Annotated in this window: 26 protein-coding genes; 7 read left to right on the top strand and 19 right to left on the bottom strand. The window is 63.6% G+C overall.

From position 1 onward, the window contains the following. Positions 1-3: 3 nt before the first annotated feature. From BRESU_RS06270 to BRESU_RS06265, 3 genes are all read right to left on the bottom strand, one after another. On the bottom strand, positions 4-540 hold the full coding sequence (locus BRESU_RS06270) for a phage tail length tape measure protein (RefSeq protein ID WP_013268682.1): 537 nt from the start codon (positions 538-540) through the stop codon (positions 4-6). Positions 541-692: 152 nt separating this feature from the next. Next, a complete protein-coding gene (locus tag BRESU_RS17125) occupies positions 693-869 on the bottom strand; it encodes a phage tail assembly chaperone (RefSeq protein ID WP_013268680.1) in 177 nt (58 codons plus the stop codon). After that, positions 862-1176, bottom strand: coding sequence for a GTA-gp10 family protein (locus tag BRESU_RS06265; protein WP_013268679.1), 315 nt, complete (start codon positions 1174-1176; stop codon positions 862-864). Before BRESU_RS06265 ends, BRESU_RS17125 begins: the two co-directional genes overlap by 8 nt. Positions 1177-1186: 10 nt before the next feature. On the opposite strand from BRESU_RS06265, the gene BRESU_RS06260 reads away from it, so the two are divergent. Then, a complete protein-coding gene (locus BRESU_RS06260; protein ID WP_013268678.1) occupies positions 1187-1546 on the top strand; it encodes a hypothetical protein in 360 nt (119 codons plus the stop codon). Here the strand turns inward: BRESU_RS06260 and BRESU_RS06255 are convergent. From BRESU_RS06255 to BRESU_RS06235, 5 genes are all read right to left on the bottom strand, one after another. After that, complete coding sequence (locus BRESU_RS06255) at positions 1543-1953, bottom strand: phage major tail protein, TP901-1 family (protein WP_013268677.1); 411 nt, start codon at positions 1951-1953, stop codon at positions 1543-1545. The two genes, BRESU_RS06260 and BRESU_RS06255, sit on opposite strands and share 4 nt — an antisense overlap. A 157-nt stretch (positions 1954-2110) precedes the next feature. Beyond that, on the bottom strand, positions 2111-2518 hold the full coding sequence (locus tag BRESU_RS06250; protein ID WP_013268676.1) for a DUF3168 domain-containing protein: 408 nt from the start codon (positions 2516-2518) through the stop codon (positions 2111-2113). Then, positions 2515-2826 (bottom strand): phage head completion protein, encoded by a 312-nt coding sequence (locus BRESU_RS06245; protein WP_013268675.1) that lies wholly within the window; start codon positions 2824-2826, stop codon positions 2515-2517. Before BRESU_RS06245 ends, BRESU_RS06250 begins: the two co-directional genes overlap by 4 nt. Next, positions 2823-3089 (bottom strand): head-tail connector protein, encoded by a 267-nt coding sequence (locus BRESU_RS06240; RefSeq protein WP_013268674.1) that lies wholly within the window; start codon positions 3087-3089, stop codon positions 2823-2825. Before BRESU_RS06240 ends, BRESU_RS06245 begins: the two co-directional genes overlap by 4 nt. Before the next feature lie 202 nt (positions 3090-3291). Next, a complete protein-coding gene (locus BRESU_RS06235; RefSeq protein WP_013268673.1) occupies positions 3292-4554 on the bottom strand; it encodes a phage major capsid protein in 1263 nt (420 codons plus the stop codon). Between the two features lie 160 nt (positions 4555-4714). Here BRESU_RS06235 and BRESU_RS06230 point away from each other — a divergent pair, with 160 nt between their 5' ends. Next, positions 4715-5266, top strand: coding sequence for a hypothetical protein (locus BRESU_RS06230; RefSeq protein WP_013268672.1), 552 nt, complete (start codon positions 4715-4717; stop codon positions 5264-5266). A gap of 489 nt (positions 5267-5755) precedes the next feature. Here BRESU_RS06230 and BRESU_RS17120 read toward each other — a convergent pair whose 3' ends face one another. From BRESU_RS17120 to copM, 5 genes are all read right to left on the bottom strand, one after another. Further along, on the bottom strand, positions 5756-6070 hold the full coding sequence (locus tag BRESU_RS17120; protein WP_169308013.1) for an STAS-like domain-containing protein: 315 nt from the start codon (positions 6068-6070) through the stop codon (positions 5756-5758). Positions 6071-6084: 14 nt separating this feature from the next. Beyond that, a complete protein-coding gene (locus tag BRESU_RS17345) occupies positions 6085-7149 on the bottom strand; it encodes a hypothetical protein (protein ID WP_156796123.1) in 1065 nt (354 codons plus the stop codon). Between the two features lie 310 nt (positions 7150-7459). Further along, a complete protein-coding gene (locus BRESU_RS06225; RefSeq protein ID WP_013268669.1) occupies positions 7460-8128 on the bottom strand; it encodes an MBL fold metallo-hydrolase in 669 nt (222 codons plus the stop codon). Positions 8129-8138: 10 nt separating this feature from the next. Further along, a complete protein-coding gene (locus tag BRESU_RS06220) occupies positions 8139-9578 on the bottom strand; it encodes a YncE family protein (protein WP_013268668.1) in 1440 nt (479 codons plus the stop codon). Between the two features lie 3 nt (positions 9579-9581). Continuing rightward, positions 9582-10148 (bottom strand): CopM family metallochaperone, encoded by a 567-nt coding sequence (gene copM / locus BRESU_RS06215; protein ID WP_280990774.1) that lies wholly within the window; start codon positions 10146-10148, stop codon positions 9582-9584. Here copM and BRESU_RS06210 point away from each other — a divergent pair. Continuing rightward, entirely contained in the window at positions 10098-10976 is an 879-nt protein-coding gene (locus BRESU_RS06210) for a LysR substrate-binding domain-containing protein (RefSeq protein ID WP_013268666.1), read from the top strand. The two genes, copM and BRESU_RS06210, sit on opposite strands and share 51 nt — an antisense overlap. A gap of 138 nt (positions 10977-11114) precedes the next feature. Next, entirely contained in the window at positions 11115-12311 is a 1197-nt protein-coding gene (locus BRESU_RS06205) for a TDT family transporter (RefSeq protein WP_013268665.1), read from the top strand. A 311-nt stretch (positions 12312-12622) separates the two neighbouring features. On the opposite strand, the gene BRESU_RS17340 is transcribed toward BRESU_RS06205, so the two are convergent. The 3 genes from BRESU_RS17340 to BRESU_RS06200 form a co-directional block, all read right to left on the bottom strand. Further along, positions 12623-13240: an MAE_28990/MAE_18760 family HEPN-like nuclease gene (locus BRESU_RS17340; protein WP_013268664.1), complete on the bottom strand. Its 618-nt coding sequence runs from the start codon at positions 13238-13240 to the stop codon at positions 12623-12625. A 5-nt stretch (positions 13241-13245) separates the two neighbouring features. Then, positions 13246-14304: a DUF262 domain-containing protein gene (locus BRESU_RS17115; RefSeq protein ID WP_013268663.1), complete on the bottom strand. Its 1059-nt coding sequence runs from the start codon at positions 14302-14304 to the stop codon at positions 13246-13248. A gap of 297 nt (positions 14305-14601) precedes the next feature. Then, entirely contained in the window at positions 14602-14874 is a 273-nt protein-coding gene (locus BRESU_RS06200; protein WP_156796122.1) for a hypothetical protein, read from the bottom strand. A gap of 51 nt (positions 14875-14925) precedes the next feature. On the opposite strand from BRESU_RS06200, the gene BRESU_RS06195 reads away from it, so the two are divergent. Beyond that, the gene (locus BRESU_RS06195) at positions 14926-15231 is read left to right on the top strand and encodes a hypothetical protein (RefSeq protein ID WP_041761376.1); all 306 of its coding nucleotides are present in this window, start codon (positions 14926-14928) and stop codon (positions 15229-15231) included. Further along, positions 15192-16160 carry a hypothetical protein gene (locus BRESU_RS06190; RefSeq protein ID WP_013268661.1) on the top strand — a complete coding sequence of 323 codons (969 nt, stop codon included), beginning with the start codon at positions 15192-15194 and terminating at the stop codon, positions 16158-16160. The genes BRESU_RS06195 and BRESU_RS06190 overlap by 40 nt, the downstream gene beginning before the upstream one ends. Positions 16161-16561: 401 nt before the next feature. Here BRESU_RS06190 and BRESU_RS06185 read toward each other — a convergent pair whose 3' ends face one another. Then, positions 16562-17134, bottom strand: coding sequence for a recombinase family protein (locus tag BRESU_RS06185; protein WP_013268660.1), 573 nt, complete (start codon positions 17132-17134; stop codon positions 16562-16564). 146 nt (positions 17135-17280) lie between these two features. On the opposite strand from BRESU_RS06185, the gene BRESU_RS06180 reads away from it, so the two are divergent. Beyond that, positions 17281-17556 carry a hypothetical protein gene (locus BRESU_RS06180; RefSeq protein WP_156796120.1) on the top strand — a complete coding sequence of 92 codons (276 nt, stop codon included), beginning with the start codon at positions 17281-17283 and terminating at the stop codon, positions 17554-17556. A gap of 324 nt (positions 17557-17880) precedes the next feature. Here the strand turns inward: BRESU_RS06180 and BRESU_RS06175 are convergent, their stop codons facing one another. Both BRESU_RS06175 and BRESU_RS17110 read right to left on the bottom strand, forming a co-directional pair. Continuing rightward, entirely contained in the window at positions 17881-19458 is a 1578-nt protein-coding gene (locus BRESU_RS06175) for a primase-helicase family protein (RefSeq protein WP_013268659.1), read from the bottom strand. 242 nt (positions 19459-19700) lie between these two features. Beyond that, positions 19701-20273: a bifunctional DNA primase/polymerase gene (locus BRESU_RS17110; protein ID WP_083777531.1), complete on the bottom strand. Its 573-nt coding sequence runs from the start codon at positions 20271-20273 to the stop codon at positions 19701-19703. Positions 20274-20417 lie beyond the last annotated feature (144 nt).

Genomic DNA, 20417 nt, shown 5'->3' with positions numbered 1-20417 from the left:
TCCTCACAACCGCCGCGCCCCAAGCGCGGCGGCCCGGGCCAGCATCTGCGCGATCTGCGCCTCGGACCTGAGCAGGGCCGGGGCCCCGCCGTCGACGCTGACGTTCACCGTCACGCCCGTCCCGCCAGCGCCGCCTTCGATCACGCCCGCGCCGGCAGGCCGGAACACCTCCGGCCCCCGCTCCCCGACCAGATAGGCTCCGCCGCCCAGCACCGGGCCGCCGTCGGCCCGCGCGCCGCCGAACCCCGCCGCGCCGGCCACCGCCTTGGCGATGGCTTCGCCCAATCCTCCGGAAAGCGGGCCCCCGGATCCTCCGACCCCCGCACCGACCGCGCCCAGCACCGCCCGCGCCAGTTCGGACAGCGAAACCTCTCCGTCCGCCGCCGCCCGCGCCAGCGACCGCGTCAGACTGGCCCCCGCCCGCCCGAACGCCTCCTCGATGCTCGTGGCCGCCCGCTCCGCCGGCTCCCGCAGGGCCTCCAGCGCCGCCCCCGCCTCGGCCGCCTTCACGGGGATAATGTCCAGTGTGTCGTCAGTCATAAGTCCTCTCCAGAAGCGAAGCGCACGGGGGAGGGGGACCGCGACGCGCCTGCGTCGTGGTGGAGGGGGCGACCTTGGACCCGGTGCCCGCTTCCGCCCCCTCCACCGCTTCGCGGTCCCCCTCCCCCGCCAGGCGCGGGGGAGGATTCATCTCAATCCGGCCACGCCGTCATCAGCGCCTCGACCTCGCGTCGCCCCATCGGCACCGCACCCGGTGCCACGGCCGTCAGCATCCGCCATTCCTTCAGCGACAGGCGCCAGAAGCGGTCGGGCGATACGCCCAGCGCCACCGCCGTGCGCAGCATCGCGCCCCAGCCCGTCTCAGCCATCGGCCGACGCCACGAACGCCGCCGCCACCGCCTCGGCCGCATCGACCGGCGACACCGCCGCCCCGTCCAGCGCCCGCGCAAAACGGCCCTCGCCCCCGCCCCGCAACAGGGCCGCCAGCACCGCCATCAGATCCCCCGCCGACAGGGTCCGCATCCGCGCGCCCAGCGCCTCGATGCCCGCCGCGCCCAGGGCCGTCTCGATCTCCGCCAGCGCCCCCAGGGTCAGGCACAGCCGTCGCGGTTCTCCCGCCAGCACGGCCACCGCCTCGCCACGGGCCGCGTTACAACCGATCCGGCGTTCAGGCATTCTCGTCTCCATGACCCGCACCCTGACCGCCCTCGCCGTCGTCTGCAGCCTGGCCGCGTGCGCCACGCCGCCTGCGCCCGATACCGTCGGATCCGACCCGAACGGCTACGCCCTCGCCGATCATGTCCCGTCGGACGCACCGGCCCTGGCCCGCGAGGCCGCCGCCGGTGGCGACCATCGCCTGATCGGGTTCATCGGTTTCGCGCTGGTCTTCCCCGGAGCCGACTCCGCCGCCGCGGACCGTCTCGGCTATCGCGTCATCGATGCCGGCGGCGACAGTTTCACCACCGAGGAACAGCGTCTGCGCTCGGACCGCGCCTACGGCTTTGCCGAGCAGTGGAACACCACCATTCTGGCCGTCAGTCCCTAGATCGCGCTGAAGGCGACCGCCCCCGCGCTGGCCAGGCTGATCGCGAACGTCGCCTCGCCTTCATGGTCGCCGGCATACTCCAGCGCCGAGACCAGGAACGGCCCTTCCAGCACGCCGAAGTCCGGAACGATCAACCGCCAGGTCTTCAGCCCCTGATCGAAGAAGGCCTCGCGGATCGCTGCGTCGGACGCGGCATCGCGAAAGATGCCCTGCCCCGACACCGCGGCCGACTTGACGCCGGCCCCGCCCAGCAGTTCGCGCCACCGCCCGGCCGAGTCCGCGTCGGTCGCGTCCACCGTCTTCGCATTGAGAGAGATCGTCCGAGCCCTCAGACCCGCGACGGTCGTGAACACGCCCGGAGCCCCCTCGATTTTCAGCAGTATGTCCTTGCCCCGTTGAGCGGCCATGTCGTGATCCTCCCTCGTGAAGCGCAGCGAAACGGGGGCGGGGGAACGCGACGCGTTTGCGTCGTGGTGGAGGGGGCGACCTCAGACCTGGTGCCCGCTTCCGCCCCCTCCACCATGCTGCGCATGGTCCCCCTCCCCCGCCAGGCGCGGGGGAGGATCAAATCTCTTCCGTCACCGCGCGCACCCGCACGACGCCCCAGATCCGCTTCTGGTCGTTCGACCGGAACACGTCGGCATAGATCGCCCGGATCGACACGGTGCGAACCCCGTCCGCCTCCAGTGTCGCCTCGTGCAGCGCTGCCCGCACCGCGGCCAGAACGGCCCTGGCCTCTTCCGTCCCCGAAAACAGCGAGGCGCAGCGCAGGCTGAGCGTATGCTCCACGCCGCATCCGTCGGCCGCCACCGGCCGGCTTTCCGACCGCCCGACGGCCAGCCACGGCCAGTCCACGTCCCGGGGGGCCTGGTCCCAGACCCTTGCCGGCTCGCCCAGCAGGGCCCGGATCGCCGAATCCGCCCGCAGATGCGCGATCAGCGCCTGCTGCAGCGCGCTCTCGTGATCCCTCATCGGCTGCGCTCCAGGCCCAGGCGCGTGCGCCCCGGTCGTTCCGGGTCGGCATCCACCGCCGCGATCGTCCAGTCCGCCCCGCCGAACCGGATCACCCGCCCCTCGGTCAGCCGCGGATCGGTCCGCGTCTCGCCCGTGGCCACCTCGATCGCCGAGGTCACGCCCGCCTCGGTCCGTTCCCGCCGCCGCCGTCCTTCCAGCCTCAACCAGACCGACCCCAGCGGCTCGAACGACACCGATCGGCCGCCATACGGCGTCTCCGCCTCGATCGGCTCCAGCAGCTGGGCCAGGACGCGAAACCCGCTCACAGCCGGACGACCCGATAGGGCGCGATCCAGGCCTCGACCGGCCGGATCGACATCTCCACCTCGCCCCGCTCATAGGCCCGCAGCGCCAGCATCAGGATCGCCAGCCTCAGCGGCGCCGCCGACGTCGAGGTCAGGCCCAGACCCACCTCCCCCTCGACCCGCGCCTGGGCGGCATCGATCAGCGTCTGGATCAGACCGTCCTCCGCCGCGTGCTCGACGCGCAGGAACAGCTTCGCCTCCGTGAGCGTCACGGGTGCGGTCATGGGAAATCTCCGATGTCAGATGATCAGGTCTCCTCCCTGTCGCGCAGCGATCGGGAGGTGGCGCGGCCCTTCTTCAGGGCCGTGACGGAGGGGTTCTTGACGCAGAGTCGATGTCGGGGCGTCTAGAGCCCCTCCGTCTCTCCGCTACGCTTCGAGCCACCTCCCCATCGGCCAAGCGGCCGACGGGGAGGAGACCGTGAGCTCAGCTCACGCTGAACTTCATCACCTTGATCGCGTCAAAGTTCTGCACCCCGCCGCCGACCCGCTTGGTCGTGTAGAACAGCACATAGGGCTTGGCCGAATACGGGTCCCTCAGCACCCGCACCCCCGCCCGGTCGACGATCAGATACCCGCGCTGGAAATCGCCGAACGCGATCGCATAGCTGTTGGCCGCGATGTCCGGCATGGTCTCGATCTCGGTCACGGGATAGCCCAGCAGGCTCGCCGTCTCGCCCGGCCGCGTGGCCGGCACCCAGATGTAGTTGCCGTCCGCGTCCTTGAACTTGCGCACGGCCGAGACCGTCTTCCGGTTCATCACGAACCGCCCGTTCGGCCGGAACTGGGCCTTGGGCGCATAGATCAGGTCCAGCAGCCTGTCCGTGGGACTGGAGGCCGAGAACGCCCCGGCCGCGCCCGACGCCACATAGCCGATGTCGCCCCAGGCATGGCCCGCGTCCGCCACGATCGAATAGCCCAGAAAGCCCCTCGGCTTGTTCGTCCCGTCGCCGTTGACGAAGGCCTGGGTCTCCTGCGCGGCGAAGGCGTCCTCGACCTCGCCCGCCAGCCATTCGTCCAGATCGACCAGGGCGTCGTCCAGCAGGGCCTGGGTCGCTGCCGGATTGGCGTAGAGATCCGCCGCCGGAAACTCGAGCAGGGCCAGCGTCGCCGGATCCGTCTCCGGCCGCGCGGCCGTCTCCGCCACCCAGCCGCTCGCGATCCCCGCCGTCGACACGGGCTTTCTGAACACGCCCGAGGCCACGGTCCGCACCGTGGCGATCTCGCGCATCGGACTGGTCGCCATCAACCGCCGCTCGATCGCCCGCTCCGTCTCGGTCGGCACGATGTAGCCGCCCGAGGTCGGCGCCGAACTCAGCCCCGCCTTCAGCTCCAGCCCCAGTTCACGCCCGGTCCGCACATAGCCGTCGAACGCCGATTTCGTCTCCTCCCCGTCGCGCAGCGATGGGGAGGTGGCTCGACCGAAGGGAGAGACGGAGGGGTTCTCGACGCCGCCGAGCTGCGGCCGCCGCGCCTCGCTCAGCGCCCGGTCCAGACGCGCCTGCGCCTGCCCCACCGCCTGGTCGATCCGCGCCACCTTCTCCTCCAGCAGCGTGTCGGCCGAGGCCTTCTTCTCGATCTCGTCCAGCCGGGCGTCGTTGGCCCCTTTGAACGCCTCGAACGCCGCCATCATCTCGTGCATGGCAGCGCGCGCCTCCGGCGAACCGGACGCGGTCTTGGTCTCTTTCATGGTGTTCCCTTCATGATCCCCTCTCCCGGCGGGAGAGGGCTTGAGCACACGACCGCCTGCGGTCGTCCCTTGTGCGAAAGGGCGAGGGGTCGGCCCTGCCGGCTTCCCCCGGACACCCGTTCGCGCCACTCTCCCGGTCGCAACCTCGGAGATGTCTTCAATGCGCCCGACGATCCTCGCCGCCGCCCTGCTGCTGTCCTGCGCCGGTCCAGCTTTCGCCCACACCCCGCCCCCGGCGGGCCAGACCGCACAGGCCCCGGCCGCCACCGACGTCGCGAGCTCCGACGCGATCGTCGCCGCCCTCTACGACGTCATCTCCGGTGACGCGGGCGTGCCCCGCGACTGGAACCGCTTCCGCAGCCTGTTCCATCCATCGGCGAAGCTGATCCCGATCGGTACGCCCGCCGAAGGCCCGTCCACGGCCACCTATCTCAGCCCGGACGACTACATCGCCCGCGCCGAGCCCTTCCTCATGCGCGGCTTCCACGAGCGCGAGGTCGTCCGCCGGGTCGAGACCTTCGGCCACATGACCCACGTCTTCTCCACCTACGAAAGCCGTCACGCCGCCCCCGACGAAGCCCCCTTCGCCCGCGGCATCAACTCCATCCAGCTGTTTGACGACGGCACCCGCTGGTGGATCGTCAGCGTCTACTGGCAGGGCGAAACGCCCACGATCCCGCTGCCGGCGGGGTATCTGACTACCAGATACTAAACTGTCTTGAGCTCAATGACCGGGTTATTTTCCACGTTCATGACTATAAAGCCGCCACGACCATAGGTCGTCTGCGATTCGGTGAACGTGCTGATGCAATCGGATCTCTGATGCTCGCATTGCATCTATTTCTCCCTGGCTTATCGGCACACCGAAATGGGGATCAGCAAATCTCAGGTTGAGCGCATATAGAGCGAATGTAGTTTCAAGTGCAGAAAACTGTGCATGCCCCCCAATCGCTCGCCTCAACTTAAGTATAATTGACGAACGATCGGCCATAACGGTTGCCGCTTTTCCAATGTCAGGCACACCGCGAATGATCGTGTGCATTACACCCTCAGCATCATGAGAAGTGGTGTCTATCAGAGATAGGGCTGATCGAATATCGGAAGCTCGACCGGAAAGACGGCCCAAAAACCATTTGAGCCCGAAGCCTGCACTAGCAAAAAACAGTGCCTTCGTGATTTCAATCGAGAGCGACACTTTTCGTTAATGAATGACGGCCTTGGCCGCATCCTCGATATAAAACCATACCTCAGACACCAAAGAAGAATCGGTATTCGAAACAACCTTCAGCAGCCGCCTCAGTTCTTCCACGGACAGCCCTTCACGAACCAGCCCCCCAAAAGCTTCTTCCAAAAAAGACGCCGCAAGGCCGCGAGCATCAGACAGATCGACCAAAACTGACTGACCATTCAAAAGAAGCGGTAGGAGTTTTTCGTTTCGAAAGCGCGCACCATTAAATGGGCCGTGCGATTCATAACGTCCGAACGGAAACTCGCTGAAATCTTTGGCGATGTTCACAACAGCGTCCATTTTCAAGCCTCTGCCGGCAGCAAGCTAGACCGTCCAACCTTCCAAAGTATCAACGTCCCCGCCGCTTTCGATCGCAGGGGTATAATCATTTCGTTTATCATGCGTTCCCCAGGCCGCGTAGCGTCCTTGTCTAGCAGATAGATCCCGTTTCCTGACACGATCCACAGTGTCCCGCTTTTTGCCCGATCACGGATCAAGGACACCATCGTGGGCATGCCCTTTCCGTGCTGAGGCAGCCCTGTTCTGCTTCGACCTTCTTGGGAGATGACGTGCCATATAATCATGGCGTCATTCCGTTGCACTGGCGTGGCGAGATAGGCTTGAAGGCCTTTGTTTTTGGCGGGAGCACTCACTGGGATTCCGACCCCGAGATCCAAGGCAAGAAACCATGCCTCTCCAGATCCGGCCTGTGAGAAACCCGCAACCCACCACCGTCCGCTCTCGCATGCCTCGCCAGCGTTCTGCGTCAGATTAGGGTCGTAGGCGTGCATCAGAACATTGGTCATCGCCTCATTCAGCGCGCCATGTATCCGGTCAGTGAAAGCTTGGTCATGCCAAAGCTCCAGTGTAAGCCCGGCCACCTCTCCGAGCTTTGATGAGAGGTTCTCGGTTTCGCCTGTACCGGTCTGGATTTGCACCACGCCACGCTGAGGCAAGATACTCTCTTCGACCTCGACCCCAATAGCTTGGTGAAACCCGAACATAGACAGAGTCCGAAGAGCGACTGGGTTCGTAGGGCTGTAGCCCGACACATGGTCTGGTTTCACAAAGTTGCATCGCTCGATTTCGGCTGCGAGCAACAAAACTCCAACAGCTCCCACCCTACGGCACATGCGCAGATCGACGATTACCTTCTGGCCGAGCAGTATAGTCCTAAATCGAAGCTCTTCGAAAAAGGCGTACAAGGCGTTGATGTCGTCGATCGGCCCAAAATCTAATATCGACGGTGCCTGCAAAACAAACTCCTGCAGTGCTGCTGGGAGGTTAGGTTGAGACGTGGCTCTTGCAATCTGGGCAGGGCGTTTCCAGCGTTTTGCCTTTTGCGGCGGCATTTGTTTTCGAGCCATCCCGCCAAGTTAAGGGGTTTGGCGGCCCGCGCTAGTGATCAAAGACCACCCTGAACCGCGCCCCCGGCAGCATCGGAAACGTCACCACGTTTCTACGGCTAATACACATTCAGGCACCGCCTAAAGCGGACTCTCCGAACTTCGGCTGAGGGTGGTTAGCGGACATTGCCTTTGCAGAGGCGCAGCGGCCCTCAGAGCGCCAGAAGCGGAAGTTGAACTCGCGCCAGGAAGGCGACGTCACATGTGCAACTGACCAAGATAAATCTGCGTGGTCAGGCGAAGCCGATGGAGACGGAGGCTTCGTCAATCGTCATTGGTCGGCGACGTCAAACCCGTCTCCGGGCGTCATCGGCCGGTGCAGCTTAATCCCGACTTTGTCCAGATAGGGCTCGTAGACGTCGTAACGCTGCTTGAGGAAATAGTCGCGCGCGTAGCCGTCATGGACCGGCATGACAGATTTCGGCTTCATCCGCTTGGCGAAGGCATGGACGGTGAGCTCGGTCAGAAAGGGCGCCATCACCGGAAGGGCCAGCACCTCCACGCCCACGAATCGATCCAGACGGCTGTCGAAACTGTCGCCCGGGTTGAGGAAAACGTCATTGACGAGGAAGGCGGTCAATTGCGGGCTCTCGTCCGACAGGATGGGCTCATGCGCGACCGCCTGAGCCTGCAGTCGGAACGCGCCGAAGATCCGTTCACCCTCCTCGAAGACCGTGACCGACAGGCCCTTCTCGCTGAGCTTGTTGGCGACCTCGCCGTTGCCGACGAGCGTTGCGCCACTCGCCTGCACGATCCTGCCCAACGCATCAGGGTCGATGTGATCCGGATGGCCGTGCGTCAGGACGATCGTCGAGACGTCCGAAAAGACAGCGGGATCGACCCGTCCGTCGACGAACGAGAATTTGCCCGGATCGAAGAGCAGTCGATCTGCACCGACCGTCAGGCGCAGGCAGCTATGGACGAACTTGTCGATACGCATGCGGCCGGTCCTATTCCGACTGTCTCTGGACGACCGGGCCGATCGCCTCGGGCGAGCCCGAGGCGATGACCAGCCAACGGCGGGGTGCGCCGGCGTCGGCGGCGACCACCTGACGGATCGGGCCCACGGCATTGACGACCGCGGACCCGGCCGGATTGGTCATGAACTTCGCCAAAGGCTGCAGCATCCCCGATCCGTCCGCCGTCTCGGCGAAGGCGATGACATAGGGCTTGCCGGGTTCGAGGCCTGCGGCGGCGATCTGCAGCATCTGCACCTGCCCCTGCTCGAACAGGGTAGCCTGCGACCGGGCGTCACCGTCGCCCGTCAGGACGAGTTGACGCGAGGCGCGGGCGGTGCCCAGGGGCATGAGGTTGGCCTTGCCGTCACCCTCGGTGACCGCACGCGGCACATAGGTGACGCCCTGCGGTCCTTGGCCGATCGGCACGGTGGCGATCACGCGGTTGGCCAAGGTGTCGATGACCGCCACGCCGTCGCCATTCTCCAGCCCGACATAGATCCGCGAGCCGTCGCCGGAAGGCCACAGACCATGCGGCAGCGACCCCACCGCGATCTCGGTCACGGGGTCGAAGGTGTCGGTGCGGAAAACCTTGACGACGTTCTCGGTCCCCACGGTGACATAGGCGAACTGACCATCCCGATTTCGCACGATGTTGACGTGGTTGGTCAGCGGGCCGGTGTCGAGCGTCTGAAGCACGGCGAATGGCGGACGGGCGTCGAACACCATCGTCTTGCCCACGTCCTTCAGCGTCATCCAGACCTGGCTCCCATCGGGCGTGGCGGCGATGTCTGGGCAGAACGGACTGGCCTGGGCCACCCGACCGACGATCTCACGGGTCGCAGTCTCGACCACGACTGTCTCGGGGCTGAAGCTGGAGCAGATGTAGGCATAACGGCCGTCCGGCGAGAAGATCGTCATGCCCGGCCCGTTGGGCGTCTCGACCCGGGCGGTCTCCTGATAGGTCGCGGCGTCCAGCACCGAAACGTAGGCCTCGCCCCGCACCGTGACCCAGACCTCTTTGCCGTCCGGTGTGAAGAAGGCCTCGTGCGGAGAGCGTCCGACATAGGTCGTGTGTTTGACGGTGTTGGTGGCCGTGTCGATGAAGCTGACCGAGTTGGACCCGATCGAGACCACGGCGATCGTCTTGCCGTCCGGCGCCGCGCCGATGCCGTGGACCAGCAGCTGACCCCTGTAGAGCGGGCTGAGGTTGGCCGGGGTCGGCTCACCGAGGGAGATCACGCCCAGAAGGCTGTTGGTCGAGGGATCAACCACCGAGACCGTGTTTGAGAACTGGTCGGCCGAATAGAACCGGTCCTGCCCGGTGATCGGGATCGCGGGCGCCGCCGCCGCGCCCGGAACCTGATCGGCGAGAACCGGGGACGCCATCAAGGCCAGGGCCATGGCGAAGGGCGTTTTCGAAACGAAAGTCATGGGTCAGTGTCCGATATGAGGTGCGGCGGGCGCGTTGGGCGTCGGGCGGGTGGCCGAGCGGTCGAGGAAGCCTTGCATTAAGGCGATCTCCTGGGTCTGTTCGACGATGATCCCCTGGGCCAGACGGCGCATCGGCTCGTCCTTGCCGTAGGCGAGTTCGATCCGCGCCATGTCCACCGCGCCCTGATGATGGGGGATCATCATGGCGGCGAAGTCCCGGTCGGGATCGCCGATCGGCGCGATCATCATCGCGGCGTGCATGCGCGACATGGCCTCGGCCATTTCCGTATTGAAGGGGGAGCGGGGTGCCTGGGCGAAGGCCATAAGCACAGCCCCGGCGAGGGCTGATCCGGCCATGAGCGCAATGAGTTTCAGCGGTGAGGTCATGCGGCGGTCATCCATGATCGCTTGATCCTGGACGCCGTTCACGCCCGCCGCCAACGCGAAGTTCCGCTCGGAACGTTCGTCGCCATCGAACGATCCCTGTGCTTGGACCGGCGGACGCCTTAGGCTTCCGATATGACGCTCGACCAGCTCCGCATCTTTGTCGCTGTCGCCGAGCGGCAGCACGTCACCCGCGCGGCCGAGGCTTTGAACCTCACCCAGTCGGCCGTCAGTTCGGCGATCACTACGCTGGAGGGGCGGCATGGCGTGGCCCTGTTCGACCGCGTCGGCCGCAGCATCGTCCTGAACGCGGCGGGACAGGTCTTTTTGGAAGAAGCGCGCGCCGTCATCGCTCGCGCCTCGGCGGCAGAGGATGCGCTGGATGATCTCGGCGCGCTGAAGCGGGGCCGGCTGTCGATCCAGGCGAGCCAGACCATCGCCGGCTGGTGGCTTCCCGCCCGTCTGGCAGACTTCCACGCTCGACATCCCGGCATCCGCATCGACGTCGCCATCGGCAATACCCGGGACGTGGCCCAGGCCGTCATCGACGGACGGGCGGAACTGGGGCTGGTCGAGGGCGAGGTGGACGAAGCGGTCCTGACACGCACGGTTCTGGATCACGATGAACTGGTGCTGGTCGTCGCCGCCGATCATCCCATGGCCCAGGACGGCGCCGGTCCGCCCGACCTCAAGACCCTGTCCTGGGTCCTGCGCGAGCCCGGCTCGGGCACCCGTTCGGCCTTTGAGGCGGCTCTGGCCGAACGCTGCCTGACGGTAGAAGATTTGGACATCTCCATGACGCTGCCGGGCAACGAAGCGGTGGCCGCCGCCGTCGCGGCTGGTGTCGGGGCGACCGTCGTATCGCGAACGGTCGTCGCCGCCCGATTGCGCTCAGGCGAGCTGGCGTTATTGCCGCTCGATCTGCCCGCGCGCCCTTTCTGGCTGCTACGCCACAAACAGAGATATCGGTCAAAGGCGGGCGAGACCTTTCTTGGCCTGCTCCCGACCTCTTGAGCTGCCGAAAACCGTTCGCTCTGGCCGATCAATCAATTCGCATCATTCCGTTGGAACACCCGAGCGCTGGCGCTCATTGTCGGCTGGCAGCGCACGCTCCTGATCGAGGACGCGGGTCGCGCTTCGGAGTTCTGCCCAATGGTTCACGACACCCACGCCCGCGACGTCGCCTTCGGCCTTCATCCGTTCGCAAATCTGCAGTCCCCTGCCGAGGTCGTGCGTCAATTCACGCCGAACTGGTTCGCCGCCACCATGGGAACCGGGATACTGGCGCTGGCGCTGAACCAGCTGCCCGTCACGATCCCCGGCGTGAAGATCGTGGCGGAGGGGCTGTGGCTGTTCAACATCGGACTTTTCGTCCTGTTCAGCGGTCTCTATGCGGCCCGCTGGATCTTCTTCTTCGACGGCGCGCGACGGATTTTCGGCCACTCGGTGGTGTCTATGTTCTTCGGCTGCATCCCCATGGGGCTGGCGACGATCATCAACGGGCTGATGGCGTTCGGCCTGGCGCGCTGGGGCGACGGGGTCGCGCCCTGGGCCGAAACCCTGTGGTGGATCGACGTGGCAATGGCCGTCGCCTGCGGGATCGCCATCCCCTTCATGATGTTCACGCGCCAAACCCATACGATCGACCAGATGACCGCCGTCTGGCTCCTGCCCGTCGTCGCAGCAGAGGTCGCCGCCGTGACGGGAGGGTTGATCGCGCCGCATCTGGCCGATCCTTCTTCGGCGCTGGATGTGCTGGTGGTCAGCTATGGCTTGTGGGCCCTGTCGGTGCCGCTGGCGATGAGCATACTGGTCATCCTGGTGCTGCGCATGGCCGTCCACAAACTGCCGCACGCCAGCATGGCGGCATCCAGCTGGCTGTCTTTGGGTCCAATCGGGACCGGCGCTCTGGGGATGCTGGTGCTGGGTCAGGCCGCGCCCGCCATCTTCGCCGCAAACGGCCTTGGCCAGTATGGCGACGCTGCGCGCGGGATCGGGCTGATCGGCGGACTTCTGTTGTGGGCATATGGCCTGTGGTGGGCGGCGATGGCCGTCCTGATTACCCTGCGCTACCTGCGCCAGGGTCTGCCGTTCAACCTGGGTTGGTGGGGCTACACATTCCCACTGGGCGTCTTCTCCGTCGCGACCCTGAAGCTGGGGACGCTGCTGCCGATTGCGGCCTTCAACATCCTCGGCCTCGGACTGGTCGGGGCGCTGTTGGTTCTCTGGCTCGTCGTCGGCGCTCGAACCCTGCGCGGCGCCTGGAGAGGCGACCTGTTCGTCGCGCCCTGCCTGTTGGACGCCGCCTCGCGAGACATTCCCTGCGAACGGTCGGCGCCTCCGGCTTGACGCAGGTGTCAGACCAATCTTCGTTTGAAGCCGGTAAGCAGACGTTCCGGAGGGCTGAGATGAGCCAGACTCGGACTTAGAGACTCAAGACTGCGAATGTCCGCAATGGGTCGGAAGCAGTCATTGTTTTAAGACCCGAAAGCGGGCTTCGGGCAACGCTGGAAACGTAACGACGTTTTTGCGCCTAATACACGGGGACTCGCCCCCACCTTGAACCGTTGACCGCCGTTTGACTGTCAAGGACGCTTGACAATGGAACGCGTTCACCTCGCCATTCCGTCTACGGCAGGCTTAATGCATTTGTTGGCCGCTTAGTATTTTGACGCTCTGTCGACAATAGCAAGGGCAAGTTCATACATAAGTGCACTAGTGGCGTCCTCATACTCCCGGTAATAGGTGAGGTCTTTGATGAACACCTTCTGCCCATGAGCAATATCATTTCGACGAGCGACCAGGGTCTTAATTAAAACTGGACTTGGCACGACGTCGTAAGATTGAAGATCAAGATCACTAAGAATATTCTGTAGCAAATCGGGCCACAGGTTACTTTTTGTCTCGACGATACCCACAGGAGGCGGGGCCTGCCTTAAGGCCTCTACGGTTACTCGAAAGAATTCATATGCCTCGGCAGTAGCCATAGATTTGGCCTGTCGCATACTTTTATCATGAACAAAGAGAAAAGTACTGTGAGGAAGCGAAGCACAGTCGGGAAGTCCCTGAAGGAATTCAGCCATCAGCTGAAGGGAATACTTACAGAATCCTTCATAGTGCGCGTATAGGATCGCCCATGCGCCCCGGAATAGCACGCGACGGCGAATGCCAGTTCCGGCATCACGCGTGAGCAAATCCCGGAACACGGCCAACTCAGCATGACGCCAATCCAAATCTGCTTCGATCTGGCTGGAGAGTTGGGCGACAGTCAGAGCCATGGAGGCTACGCCAAGGCGGCAGCTACGAGATCGATCCGACCGTTCAACTTAGGTATTGTGTTAGCTCCGGGCCCCGTTACTTCCTTGAACGCCTCAGAGGCATAGACGCCGTAAAGGCGCCGCTTCAGCTCGTCAGCATCAAAAGCAGCGGCTCCAGGTAGTGAGCGCAGCGTCCCGCCGACAGCTGCTTCGAAATACGCCGGAGCGAGCCGTCCTGTTCCTTCGCCGTTCTTGGTCCGAGCAAAAGCATCTCTACCAAAATTTGCAGCTATAAAATCAAAGACATCTTGGAATGACTGTGTTTCGGCGGCAGTATCAAAGGCCATCCTGCCAAAAATTACCTGTTCCATATAGGCGTCGAGCCACTCCTCGACGTTACCCTTATATCCATCTTTAAAGTTCTTCACTGCGAAGAACCGGAGAACCAACTCCTCATCGCCCTTCTGTGCCTTATAGGCATCTGGAAGCCTGTCGATCGCTGCTTGGAAAGAGGGATAGGCTGCTAATCCCTGAATTGTTCTATAGAATTCTTCCCCGCCAGCGATCATTCTAGATGAGCAATTTCTGATTTCCTGAGGAGAAAGAAGCGCGCCTCCGGTGTTCAGACGCTTGAACAGCTCATACTTTACAAGTTCTTCGCCGGACTTTCTTATGATCACCGCTCGTATAGCAGTCCTCTTAATCCGAAGTCGATCAGTCAGCGAAAGGTCGTCAAAACACTTTCCATTCAATTGAGGTATAAGATCACATCCTGCGAGAATAAGCGGGTCTTTGCCTATGTCTGCCGGGCTTAGGAATTGTATAACAGAACTTACGCGCTGAAGACCGTCAATAAGTTCTAGTATCCCGTCCTCTCCCTCGATAAGAAAGATTGGCGGGATGGGGAGTTCAACTAAAATTGACTCAATCAACCGAGACTTTTGCTCATCGCTCCAGCGAAATAACCTCTGATATTCGGGGGAGATGATGATCTCCCGGTCATTATGCAGATTTACGATCTCGCCGAATGAAAAATCGACTGCATCCGTCCGCAGTTGCCGACTCAGAACTTCCTGATTGACCATCCCTATACCCTTGCAACCTCGACGGCGCCGCACAAGTCGTCAGCGCTCTCATATCGGCGTGCTTACCATGCCTTCCCATCCTAAGGCGATGCAACGATTGCGGGCGCGGGAGAAGCCGGTGTCGCCGAACGTTAGTTTTTGACCATCCGATCAACAAGCCGATGCTCGGAGGCAGGCACGACCAGCGTGTCGTCGGCGGGAACCAGAGCGTCGAGGTCCGCACGCTCGCGCGAGTGGACGATCGTCACATGCAGTTCTTTCTAGGCACCCTGGAGAATCGTTAGGGAGTAGCTCGGGTTAGTCGCGCGTCTCAGCGCAGACCGCCAAGCCGGCTCCCCTGTCATACCGACAAGCACGGCCGCACTCATAGGCCCCCACGCCTACGCGGCCGAAGGCGGCCAAGGTCTTCACGGCGCCGGCCCTGCATTGCTCGAAGGTTTCGAAGCGGCCGATCTCAGCACTGACGGTAAGGGTGTCGGCGTCGGGATAGACGAAGGCGGTCCACGGAGCCGGACGCTCGCAGCCCGCCAGCAGCAAGACCACCGCGCCCAGGATCATGCGTCTCGCCATCGTCATTCCCTGCCCTTGTCTGTTAGGTTTCCTCGATAACACGGGATTCCCATGACGCGCTTTCAACGTCTCCTCATAGTGCTGGCGGTCGCCAACGCCGCGACGACCTGGTGGGTCATCAGCACCGGCCGACAGGCCCAGGCGGCGCGCACCGATCTCCTCGCACATCTAAACCGAACATACGGGTCGCCGCTGGCCGAAACTGCGATGTCGAGCCGTGAGGCAATGTGGGTCAACTCAACCGCAGCTTGGGAAGCTAATGCACTGCGCTGGGCGTTGATCGGATATGCGGCGACCGCCGCCATCCTGATTATCGCATGGGTCGCGCGCGGCCGGCCTTCGGCGATGCCGACATGATCCTTACCGCGCAGGACGCTGGGCCGGGCTCCCACGTCTGGTACGGCAACATGGTGGCGCCAGATGTTTCAGAGGCGGGCGCCGAGTTCCGGGACAGGTGCGAGAACGCCTATGCGCAGCTTGCCCCGTGGCTCGATGCGAACTTCGTCAAACGCTTCCGCACCACGACGCCCGACGCGGTGTCAGAGATGTTCTTCGCGTTAGCGCTTCAGCATTCAGGTTGGACTTTGACGCAGGATCGCGCCCGTCGCTTCGACTTCGCCTTCACGCGGCCCGATCACCCAGGCCGTCTTTTGGTCGAGGTCGTCACGCCGTCCGTCACTGACTGGACGGCATGGGAGGAGAGTGAGTTCGGTGATGGCGGTGTAATCCGTAGCTTCGATGAGCGGAGCCGAGACGCGGCCATGCTCCGTCTGTCCAGCGCCCTTCACGACAAGGCCAAGGTCATCGGGGAGTCCATCGCCTTGGGTGATGTTCGGCCCGACGACTACCGCGTGGTGGCGATTTCTGGGGTCAGGCTCTCCCAGGAGATGCACCTTTCCCTCTCTGCCGGTGGAATGCCCCCCGACTACGCCAGGGCGTTTCTGCCGATCGGCCCAATGGCGGTCTCAGTCACGGTGCCAAAGGACTACAGCCGGCCGCCGGAGTTCGGCGAAGCCCACCACGTGCAGAGCGATACGATGACGAAAACGACCGGCGCCCAGGTCCAGCGGGCGGCATTCGCAACCGATGCCTACCCTCACGTCGATGCTGTGATGTTCTCGCCGGTCTCGATTGCCGGCTTCGAGCATCCGGCAGCTCAGACCACCGCCCTCCACAATCCATACTCGGACTATTCCGGGCCGGTGGTGCGTACCGGGCTCGCAGCAGACTACCGTCTCGCCATCTGCGACACGCACCTGACCCTGTCTATCGACAAGTCCGGCTAGGTAGACTGAGAGACATTCCCAACGGCTTTAGCTTAACTCGCTGTCATAATGGCAGAGCCAAAGTATTGAGGATCTCGGCGGGCCGGCTCTATAAAAAAATGTGAATTAAAAAATTTCGACCTAGCTTTACTCAGTTTCCAGAACGCGACCTGGAAACATAACTCGGCTTCAAGTCGAAGCCCTGTTGCTCAATTTGGTCCGCAGACGGCAGGCACCCAGTCCGTTAACATTAACAACAGGGGGCCTTGGGTCCCATTCCCTTACAAATCGGAGGGGACCGGCGGGGGCTTTGGCTCGGATGGGGTCTGAACGATTGCTTGTGGTTTCGTCATCAACGCCGAACGGTGGTCACATCAAGAGGGCGATCACCACCACCGCGACGACGACGCCGATCCACCGGCTCATGACGGAGCCGGTTCGGCATCCGCCAGGATGCGATAGACCGAAGCCCTGCCGATCCCAAGGTCTCGGGCAATGGCGGCGGGCTTCGCACCTTCCGCCTTCAGACGGCGAACCTCGCCGGCCTGCTTAAGCGCAGTCGGCGCGCGGCCCTTGTAGCGCCCAGCCGCCTTAGCGGCTGCAATACCGGCACGTTGGCGTTCGAGCATGAGTTCGCGCTCGAACTTCCCCACGGCCGCTAGCAGGGTCAACATGAGTTCGCCGGTTGCCGTGGAAGTGTCTATGTCCATCGACAGTATCCGCACTGTCACGCCGCGCGCCTTGAGGTTGCTGACGATCTGCAAGAGGTCTGCCGTAGAGCGCGCCAGACGGTCAGGCTTCGTAACCACAAACGTATCGCCTTTACGGCAGTAATTGAGGGCCTCGGCTAGCTGAGGCCGGGCGGCATCTACCGCCGAAACTTGTTCGGAGAAGACCTGAGTGGCCCCGGCGCGCTCAAGTTCTGCAATCTGATCGGCGAGACCCGCTTGCTGGTCTTGGGTGCTGGTGCGGCCATAGCCGACGATCTCGGACATTTTAGTCTCCCTAGGTTCTTAGGACATTGTAAGAATATCTAGTGTTCTGTCTCATACGGAGTCAACCCTACTTGTGTGAGACACTTTAGAGGTGGTGCATCCGATCCCACGAGGGCTTGCCTGTGTGAGACGATGATCTGAGCTCGGTGCCTGCCCTGAACGGCGACCGTGCGACATCCAACGACCACCAGGACGGCGGCGCCGATCTGGGCGGCGAGGCTCACGGCGGTGCCGGCGGTCCGGATCAGGTCCACGGCGGCGCCGATCTGGGCGGCGCGGGTCAGGTTCACGGCGGCGTCGGTCTACCGGATGATGTCCACGGCGGCGACGATCTCGCCCACTCCCGCTGCAATACGCAATCCAGTCTAATCGCTCGCGCGCTCATATCGAGACGAGTCAAGGTTGAATCTAAAATGACCTAGCGTTGAATCAAGTCGCGCGTGGTTCAACGTCGATCCGCTGGTGTCCAGGATGTCCAGGTGTCCAGGTTCCGAACCCACTTTAGCGGACTCTCGGATTTCGCGCCTGGAATGGGCCACCCAAAGGCGGGGATCCACCGTTTGTACCCGTGTTTCCTTCTCTCAAACGAAAGTGAGAAATAACCGGGACAACCTGGACAATAGCCGAAAAAGCCAACGGTGGCAGGGATTTGCGGTGTCCACGTAGCCAGCGCCAAACCAGGACGCCACCGGGACACCGGGACAGGTGTCCAGGTTCCCGGAAAGAGCACCTGGACACCAGAGGCCCTAGATCGGCAGGGACACCGCGTTGGCGGCGCGGTGCGCGACAAGGTCGTAGACGTCAGCCGGGCCGATCACCGGCGGCTTGGCGGCGGGCGCGTCGGCCTCTGCGTCGAAGGCCTCAGCTTCCGGCACCAGCTCAAGGCCGGGGTGCGCCTTCATCATCAGCGCCAGCGCCTCGCGTCGCGGCGGCAGGCGATAGCAGTTCACACGGCCACGGAACGGCACCGTCACCTTAATCGATTCCAGGGCCTCACCAGCGAGGGCCTTGCGGAGGAAGCGCCCCAGCCCCTCGGGCGACGTGGGGCCGCCGAAGGTCCGCCCTGCCGCCTGCTGGAGCGACGCCAGCAGATGCGCGCGCTCGACGGTGAACGGCGAATCGAGGTTCCACTCGGCGTCTGCGCCCTCGGCGGTGCCGGCCGGTGCGTGGGTGAAGGGGATCACGCCCGTGGTCAGGATCGACGACCACCACCGCTCATCCGGCTTCAGTGACAGGCGCACCTGATCGGCGAGGCCACGGGTCACAGGCGGCTTAGACCAGTCGCGCTTCGTCAGGTCACGCTTCAGAAGGTCCAGGAGGAGAGTCTTGAACCCCCCCGCCTCAAGTTCCTTCCACATGTCGGCGAAGAACTCGCTATCGCCCTTCCGGTGGTCGGCAACATCAGCGACGGCGAAGCGACGTTCGCCAGGGCCGCTTGGCACGACATGCTCAGCATTAGCCGTCATGCAGATGCGGAAGTACGCCGGCTGCATGGTCGTTGCGCCGTGCTTCTCCTCAACCGGGAGTCGTGGCGAAGTGACAAGGGACTTGAGACGCGCCTCGGATGCTAGGTCGCCTGCGAAGTAGGCTTCTTCGACCACCAGCAGCATGGCGCGAGAGAAGGTCTGACCTGCGAAGCGGCCCGTCAGGCCTTGTGCGGAGTCGATGACGGGACAGTATTGCTCTCCGATCAGCCGCGCCAGCACGTTAGAGAACGTGCTCTTGCCCGAACCCTTGCTCCCGCGAAGGATCAGCATCACGGGCGGGCGCTTCGTCGGGTTCAGGAAGATGTCGGCCATGAAGTCCCACATCCATTCCGAAAGTTCCACGTTACCGCCGGCAAGATTCTGGTTCACGTGTTCCTTGAACTTACTGTAGTCGCCGCCGAATGCCGTCTTGGTCGTGAAGCCCTTGAACAGGTTCAGAGCGCCATCTGGAAGGCCGAGAGCCTGACCACCGGGACGGAAGGGGAGGAAAACCTTCTCCGTATACTGGCGACGGTCTGACTGTGCGCACCACCAGCGGAACAGCGGAACCGACTTTGCCACCGGGACGCGCTTGCCATTCTGAAGTTCGTACGCCAGAAGCAAAACAGACTCATGCGCCATGATAGTCGCCATGTCGTCCTTATGGTAGAGCATTACATCGCGGTCGGTCTCGTCGATGAAACGGACCTTACCGTGATCCTTAAGCTGAGCAATTCGGCCGTTTGCATACTGCATGGCCTTCTGTTGTGAACCAGCGATCTCACGAAAAAGCTTGGGATGGCTGTCGCGAATCTTTAGTAGCGGGGACTCGATTCCCGTGTTATTATTGTAGGTCATAGATACCTTGTGAGCCTCGGCCGTCTCAGCGGTCGGGGCTTCTTCTTGTGATTTAAGGATACAGGCGCGTATTCTCGCGCCCGGCGGGCTGCTACTGCTAAGCTAAGTCTAGGAACTAACGCCCGGCCTGTAGGGCAGCGGGACTTGCTAAGCCGGCTTCGGTGGCGCCGGTGGTCGTGACACCCGGTGTCGCGGAGGCTTACGCCGATGGCGGTCGTGCCCGGCCGGGGCCGCGCGTCGCCTTAGTGGAACCGGCGAACGGTAGGCGTTGGCGATGCGGCGGCGGCCTGCGCAGCCGCCTGTACGGCGACGACCCACGTCGGGCTGATCAGCATGAAGTCGAAGCGGTCATCGTCCGGGGGCTGCGTCCAGGCGCTAAGGCGGGCGTAGGCACCATCGGCGAGAAGGCGGACGCCGGGCGCGATGTCGAGGCACGTCGGAAGGCTGCGCAGGCCCGCAGGGACACGCATCCACAGGCGCAGGCGGCCCTCGCGCGACAGACTGCGCACCGTCGCGGCGGGGAGCGCTCCGAACGCCTCCTCTGCGGCCGCGAGAGCGTCGTCATCGTCGGCCTGAACGACCACCAGACCGGTGCTGACGCCAGTGCGCAGCGCGAGGTCCGCATGGGGATATGACCGCGCCCATGCGGCGAACGCGGCAGGCGAATCGGACGCGCGGCGCTTCCAGTTGTTCGGAGCCCGCCCGCCGCCGCCTGACATCGCAAACGCCCGCAGACGGCCACGGAGAGACGAAGGTGCCGCAAGCGTCGCCAGCGTCCGGCGATACGCACAGGGCGACGACATCGTCGGCGCCATCGGCGAGGGTCCGGTCGGCAGCGGGGCGTAGTCCACGGCCGCTACCACAGACGACACCACGCCATGGGGAACGAGCCATCGCCCTCCAGGACCTCCTCTAGGCGCGTCGGGAGGGGGCGACCGGTAGGGGCCACGGGCGGCGAG

It is taken from the genome of Brevundimonas subvibrioides ATCC 15264 (assembly GCF_000144605.1).
GTDB classification, from domain to species: Bacteria; Pseudomonadota; Alphaproteobacteria; order Caulobacterales; family Caulobacteraceae; genus Brevundimonas; species Brevundimonas subvibrioides.
Note: the sequence above shows the minus strand (reverse complement) of the source record. Positions and strands in the feature narration are given on the sequence as shown.

What these genes read in the sequence shown, in the direction of transcription:
- BRESU_RS06220 (WP_013268668.1), bottom strand. Translation starts at nt 9,578, where the DNA reads ATGACTTTCGTTTCGAAAACGCCCTTCGCCATGGCCCTGGCCTTGATG.
- BRESU_RS06200 (WP_156796122.1), bottom strand. Translation starts at nt 14,874, where the DNA reads ATGGCGAGACGCATGATCCTGGGCGCGGTGGTCTTGCTGCTGGCGGGC.
- BRESU_RS06190 (WP_013268661.1), top strand. Translation starts at nt 15,192, where the DNA reads ATGGGTCGCGCGCGGCCGGCCTTCGGCGATGCCGACATGATCCTTACC.
- BRESU_RS06250 (WP_013268676.1), bottom strand. Translation starts at nt 2,518, where the DNA reads ATGAGGGATCACGAGAGCGCGCTGCAGCAGGCGCTGATCGCGCATCTG.
- BRESU_RS17125 (WP_013268680.1), bottom strand. Translation starts at nt 869, where the DNA reads ATGGCTGAGACGGGCTGGGGCGCGATGCTGCGCACGGCGGTGGCGCTG.
- BRESU_RS06225 (WP_013268669.1), bottom strand. Translation starts at nt 8,128, where the DNA reads ATGCGTATCGACAAGTTCGTCCATAGCTGCCTGCGCCTGACGGTCGGT.
- BRESU_RS06210 (WP_013268666.1), top strand. Translation starts at nt 10,098, where the DNA reads ATGACGCTCGACCAGCTCCGCATCTTTGTCGCTGTCGCCGAGCGGCAG.
- BRESU_RS17340 (WP_013268664.1), bottom strand. Translation starts at nt 13,240, where the DNA reads ATGGCTCTGACTGTCGCCCAACTCTCCAGCCAGATCGAAGCAGATTTG.
- BRESU_RS06235 (WP_013268673.1), bottom strand. Translation starts at nt 4,554, where the DNA reads ATGAAAGAGACCAAGACCGCGTCCGGTTCGCCGGAGGCGCGCGCTGCC.
- BRESU_RS06175 (WP_013268659.1), bottom strand. Translation starts at nt 19,458, where the DNA reads ATGACCTACAATAATAACACGGGAATCGAGTCCCCGCTACTAAAGATT.
- BRESU_RS06240 (WP_013268674.1), bottom strand. Translation starts at nt 3,089, where the DNA reads ATGACCGCACCCGTGACGCTCACGGAGGCGAAGCTGTTCCTGCGCGTC.
- BRESU_RS17345 (WP_156796123.1), bottom strand. Translation starts at nt 7,149, where the DNA reads ATGGCTCGAAAACAAATGCCGCCGCAAAAGGCAAAACGCTGGAAACGC.
- BRESU_RS06230 (WP_013268672.1), top strand. Translation starts at nt 4,715, where the DNA reads ATGCGCCCGACGATCCTCGCCGCCGCCCTGCTGCTGTCCTGCGCCGGT.
- BRESU_RS06255 (WP_013268677.1), bottom strand. Translation starts at nt 1,953, where the DNA reads ATGGCCGCTCAACGGGGCAAGGACATACTGCTGAAAATCGAGGGGGCT.
- BRESU_RS17115 (WP_013268663.1), bottom strand. Translation starts at nt 14,304, where the DNA reads ATGGTCAATCAGGAAGTTCTGAGTCGGCAACTGCGGACGGATGCAGTC.
- BRESU_RS17110 (WP_083777531.1), bottom strand. Translation starts at nt 20,273, where the DNA reads ATGGCGCCGACGATGTCGTCGCCCTGTGCGTATCGCCGGACGCTGGCG.
- BRESU_RS06205 (WP_013268665.1), top strand. Translation starts at nt 11,115, where the DNA reads ATGGTTCACGACACCCACGCCCGCGACGTCGCCTTCGGCCTTCATCCG.
- BRESU_RS06195 (WP_041761376.1), top strand. Translation starts at nt 14,926, where the DNA reads ATGACGCGCTTTCAACGTCTCCTCATAGTGCTGGCGGTCGCCAACGCC.
- BRESU_RS06185 (WP_013268660.1), bottom strand. Translation starts at nt 17,134, where the DNA reads ATGTCCGAGATCGTCGGCTATGGCCGCACCAGCACCCAAGACCAGCAA.
- BRESU_RS06270 (WP_013268682.1), bottom strand. Translation starts at nt 540, where the DNA reads ATGACTGACGACACACTGGACATTATCCCCGTGAAGGCGGCCGAGGCG.
- BRESU_RS06265 (WP_013268679.1), bottom strand. Translation starts at nt 1,176, where the DNA reads ATGCCTGAACGCCGGATCGGTTGTAACGCGGCCCGTGGCGAGGCGGTG.
- BRESU_RS06260 (WP_013268678.1), top strand. Translation starts at nt 1,187, where the DNA reads ATGACCCGCACCCTGACCGCCCTCGCCGTCGTCTGCAGCCTGGCCGCG.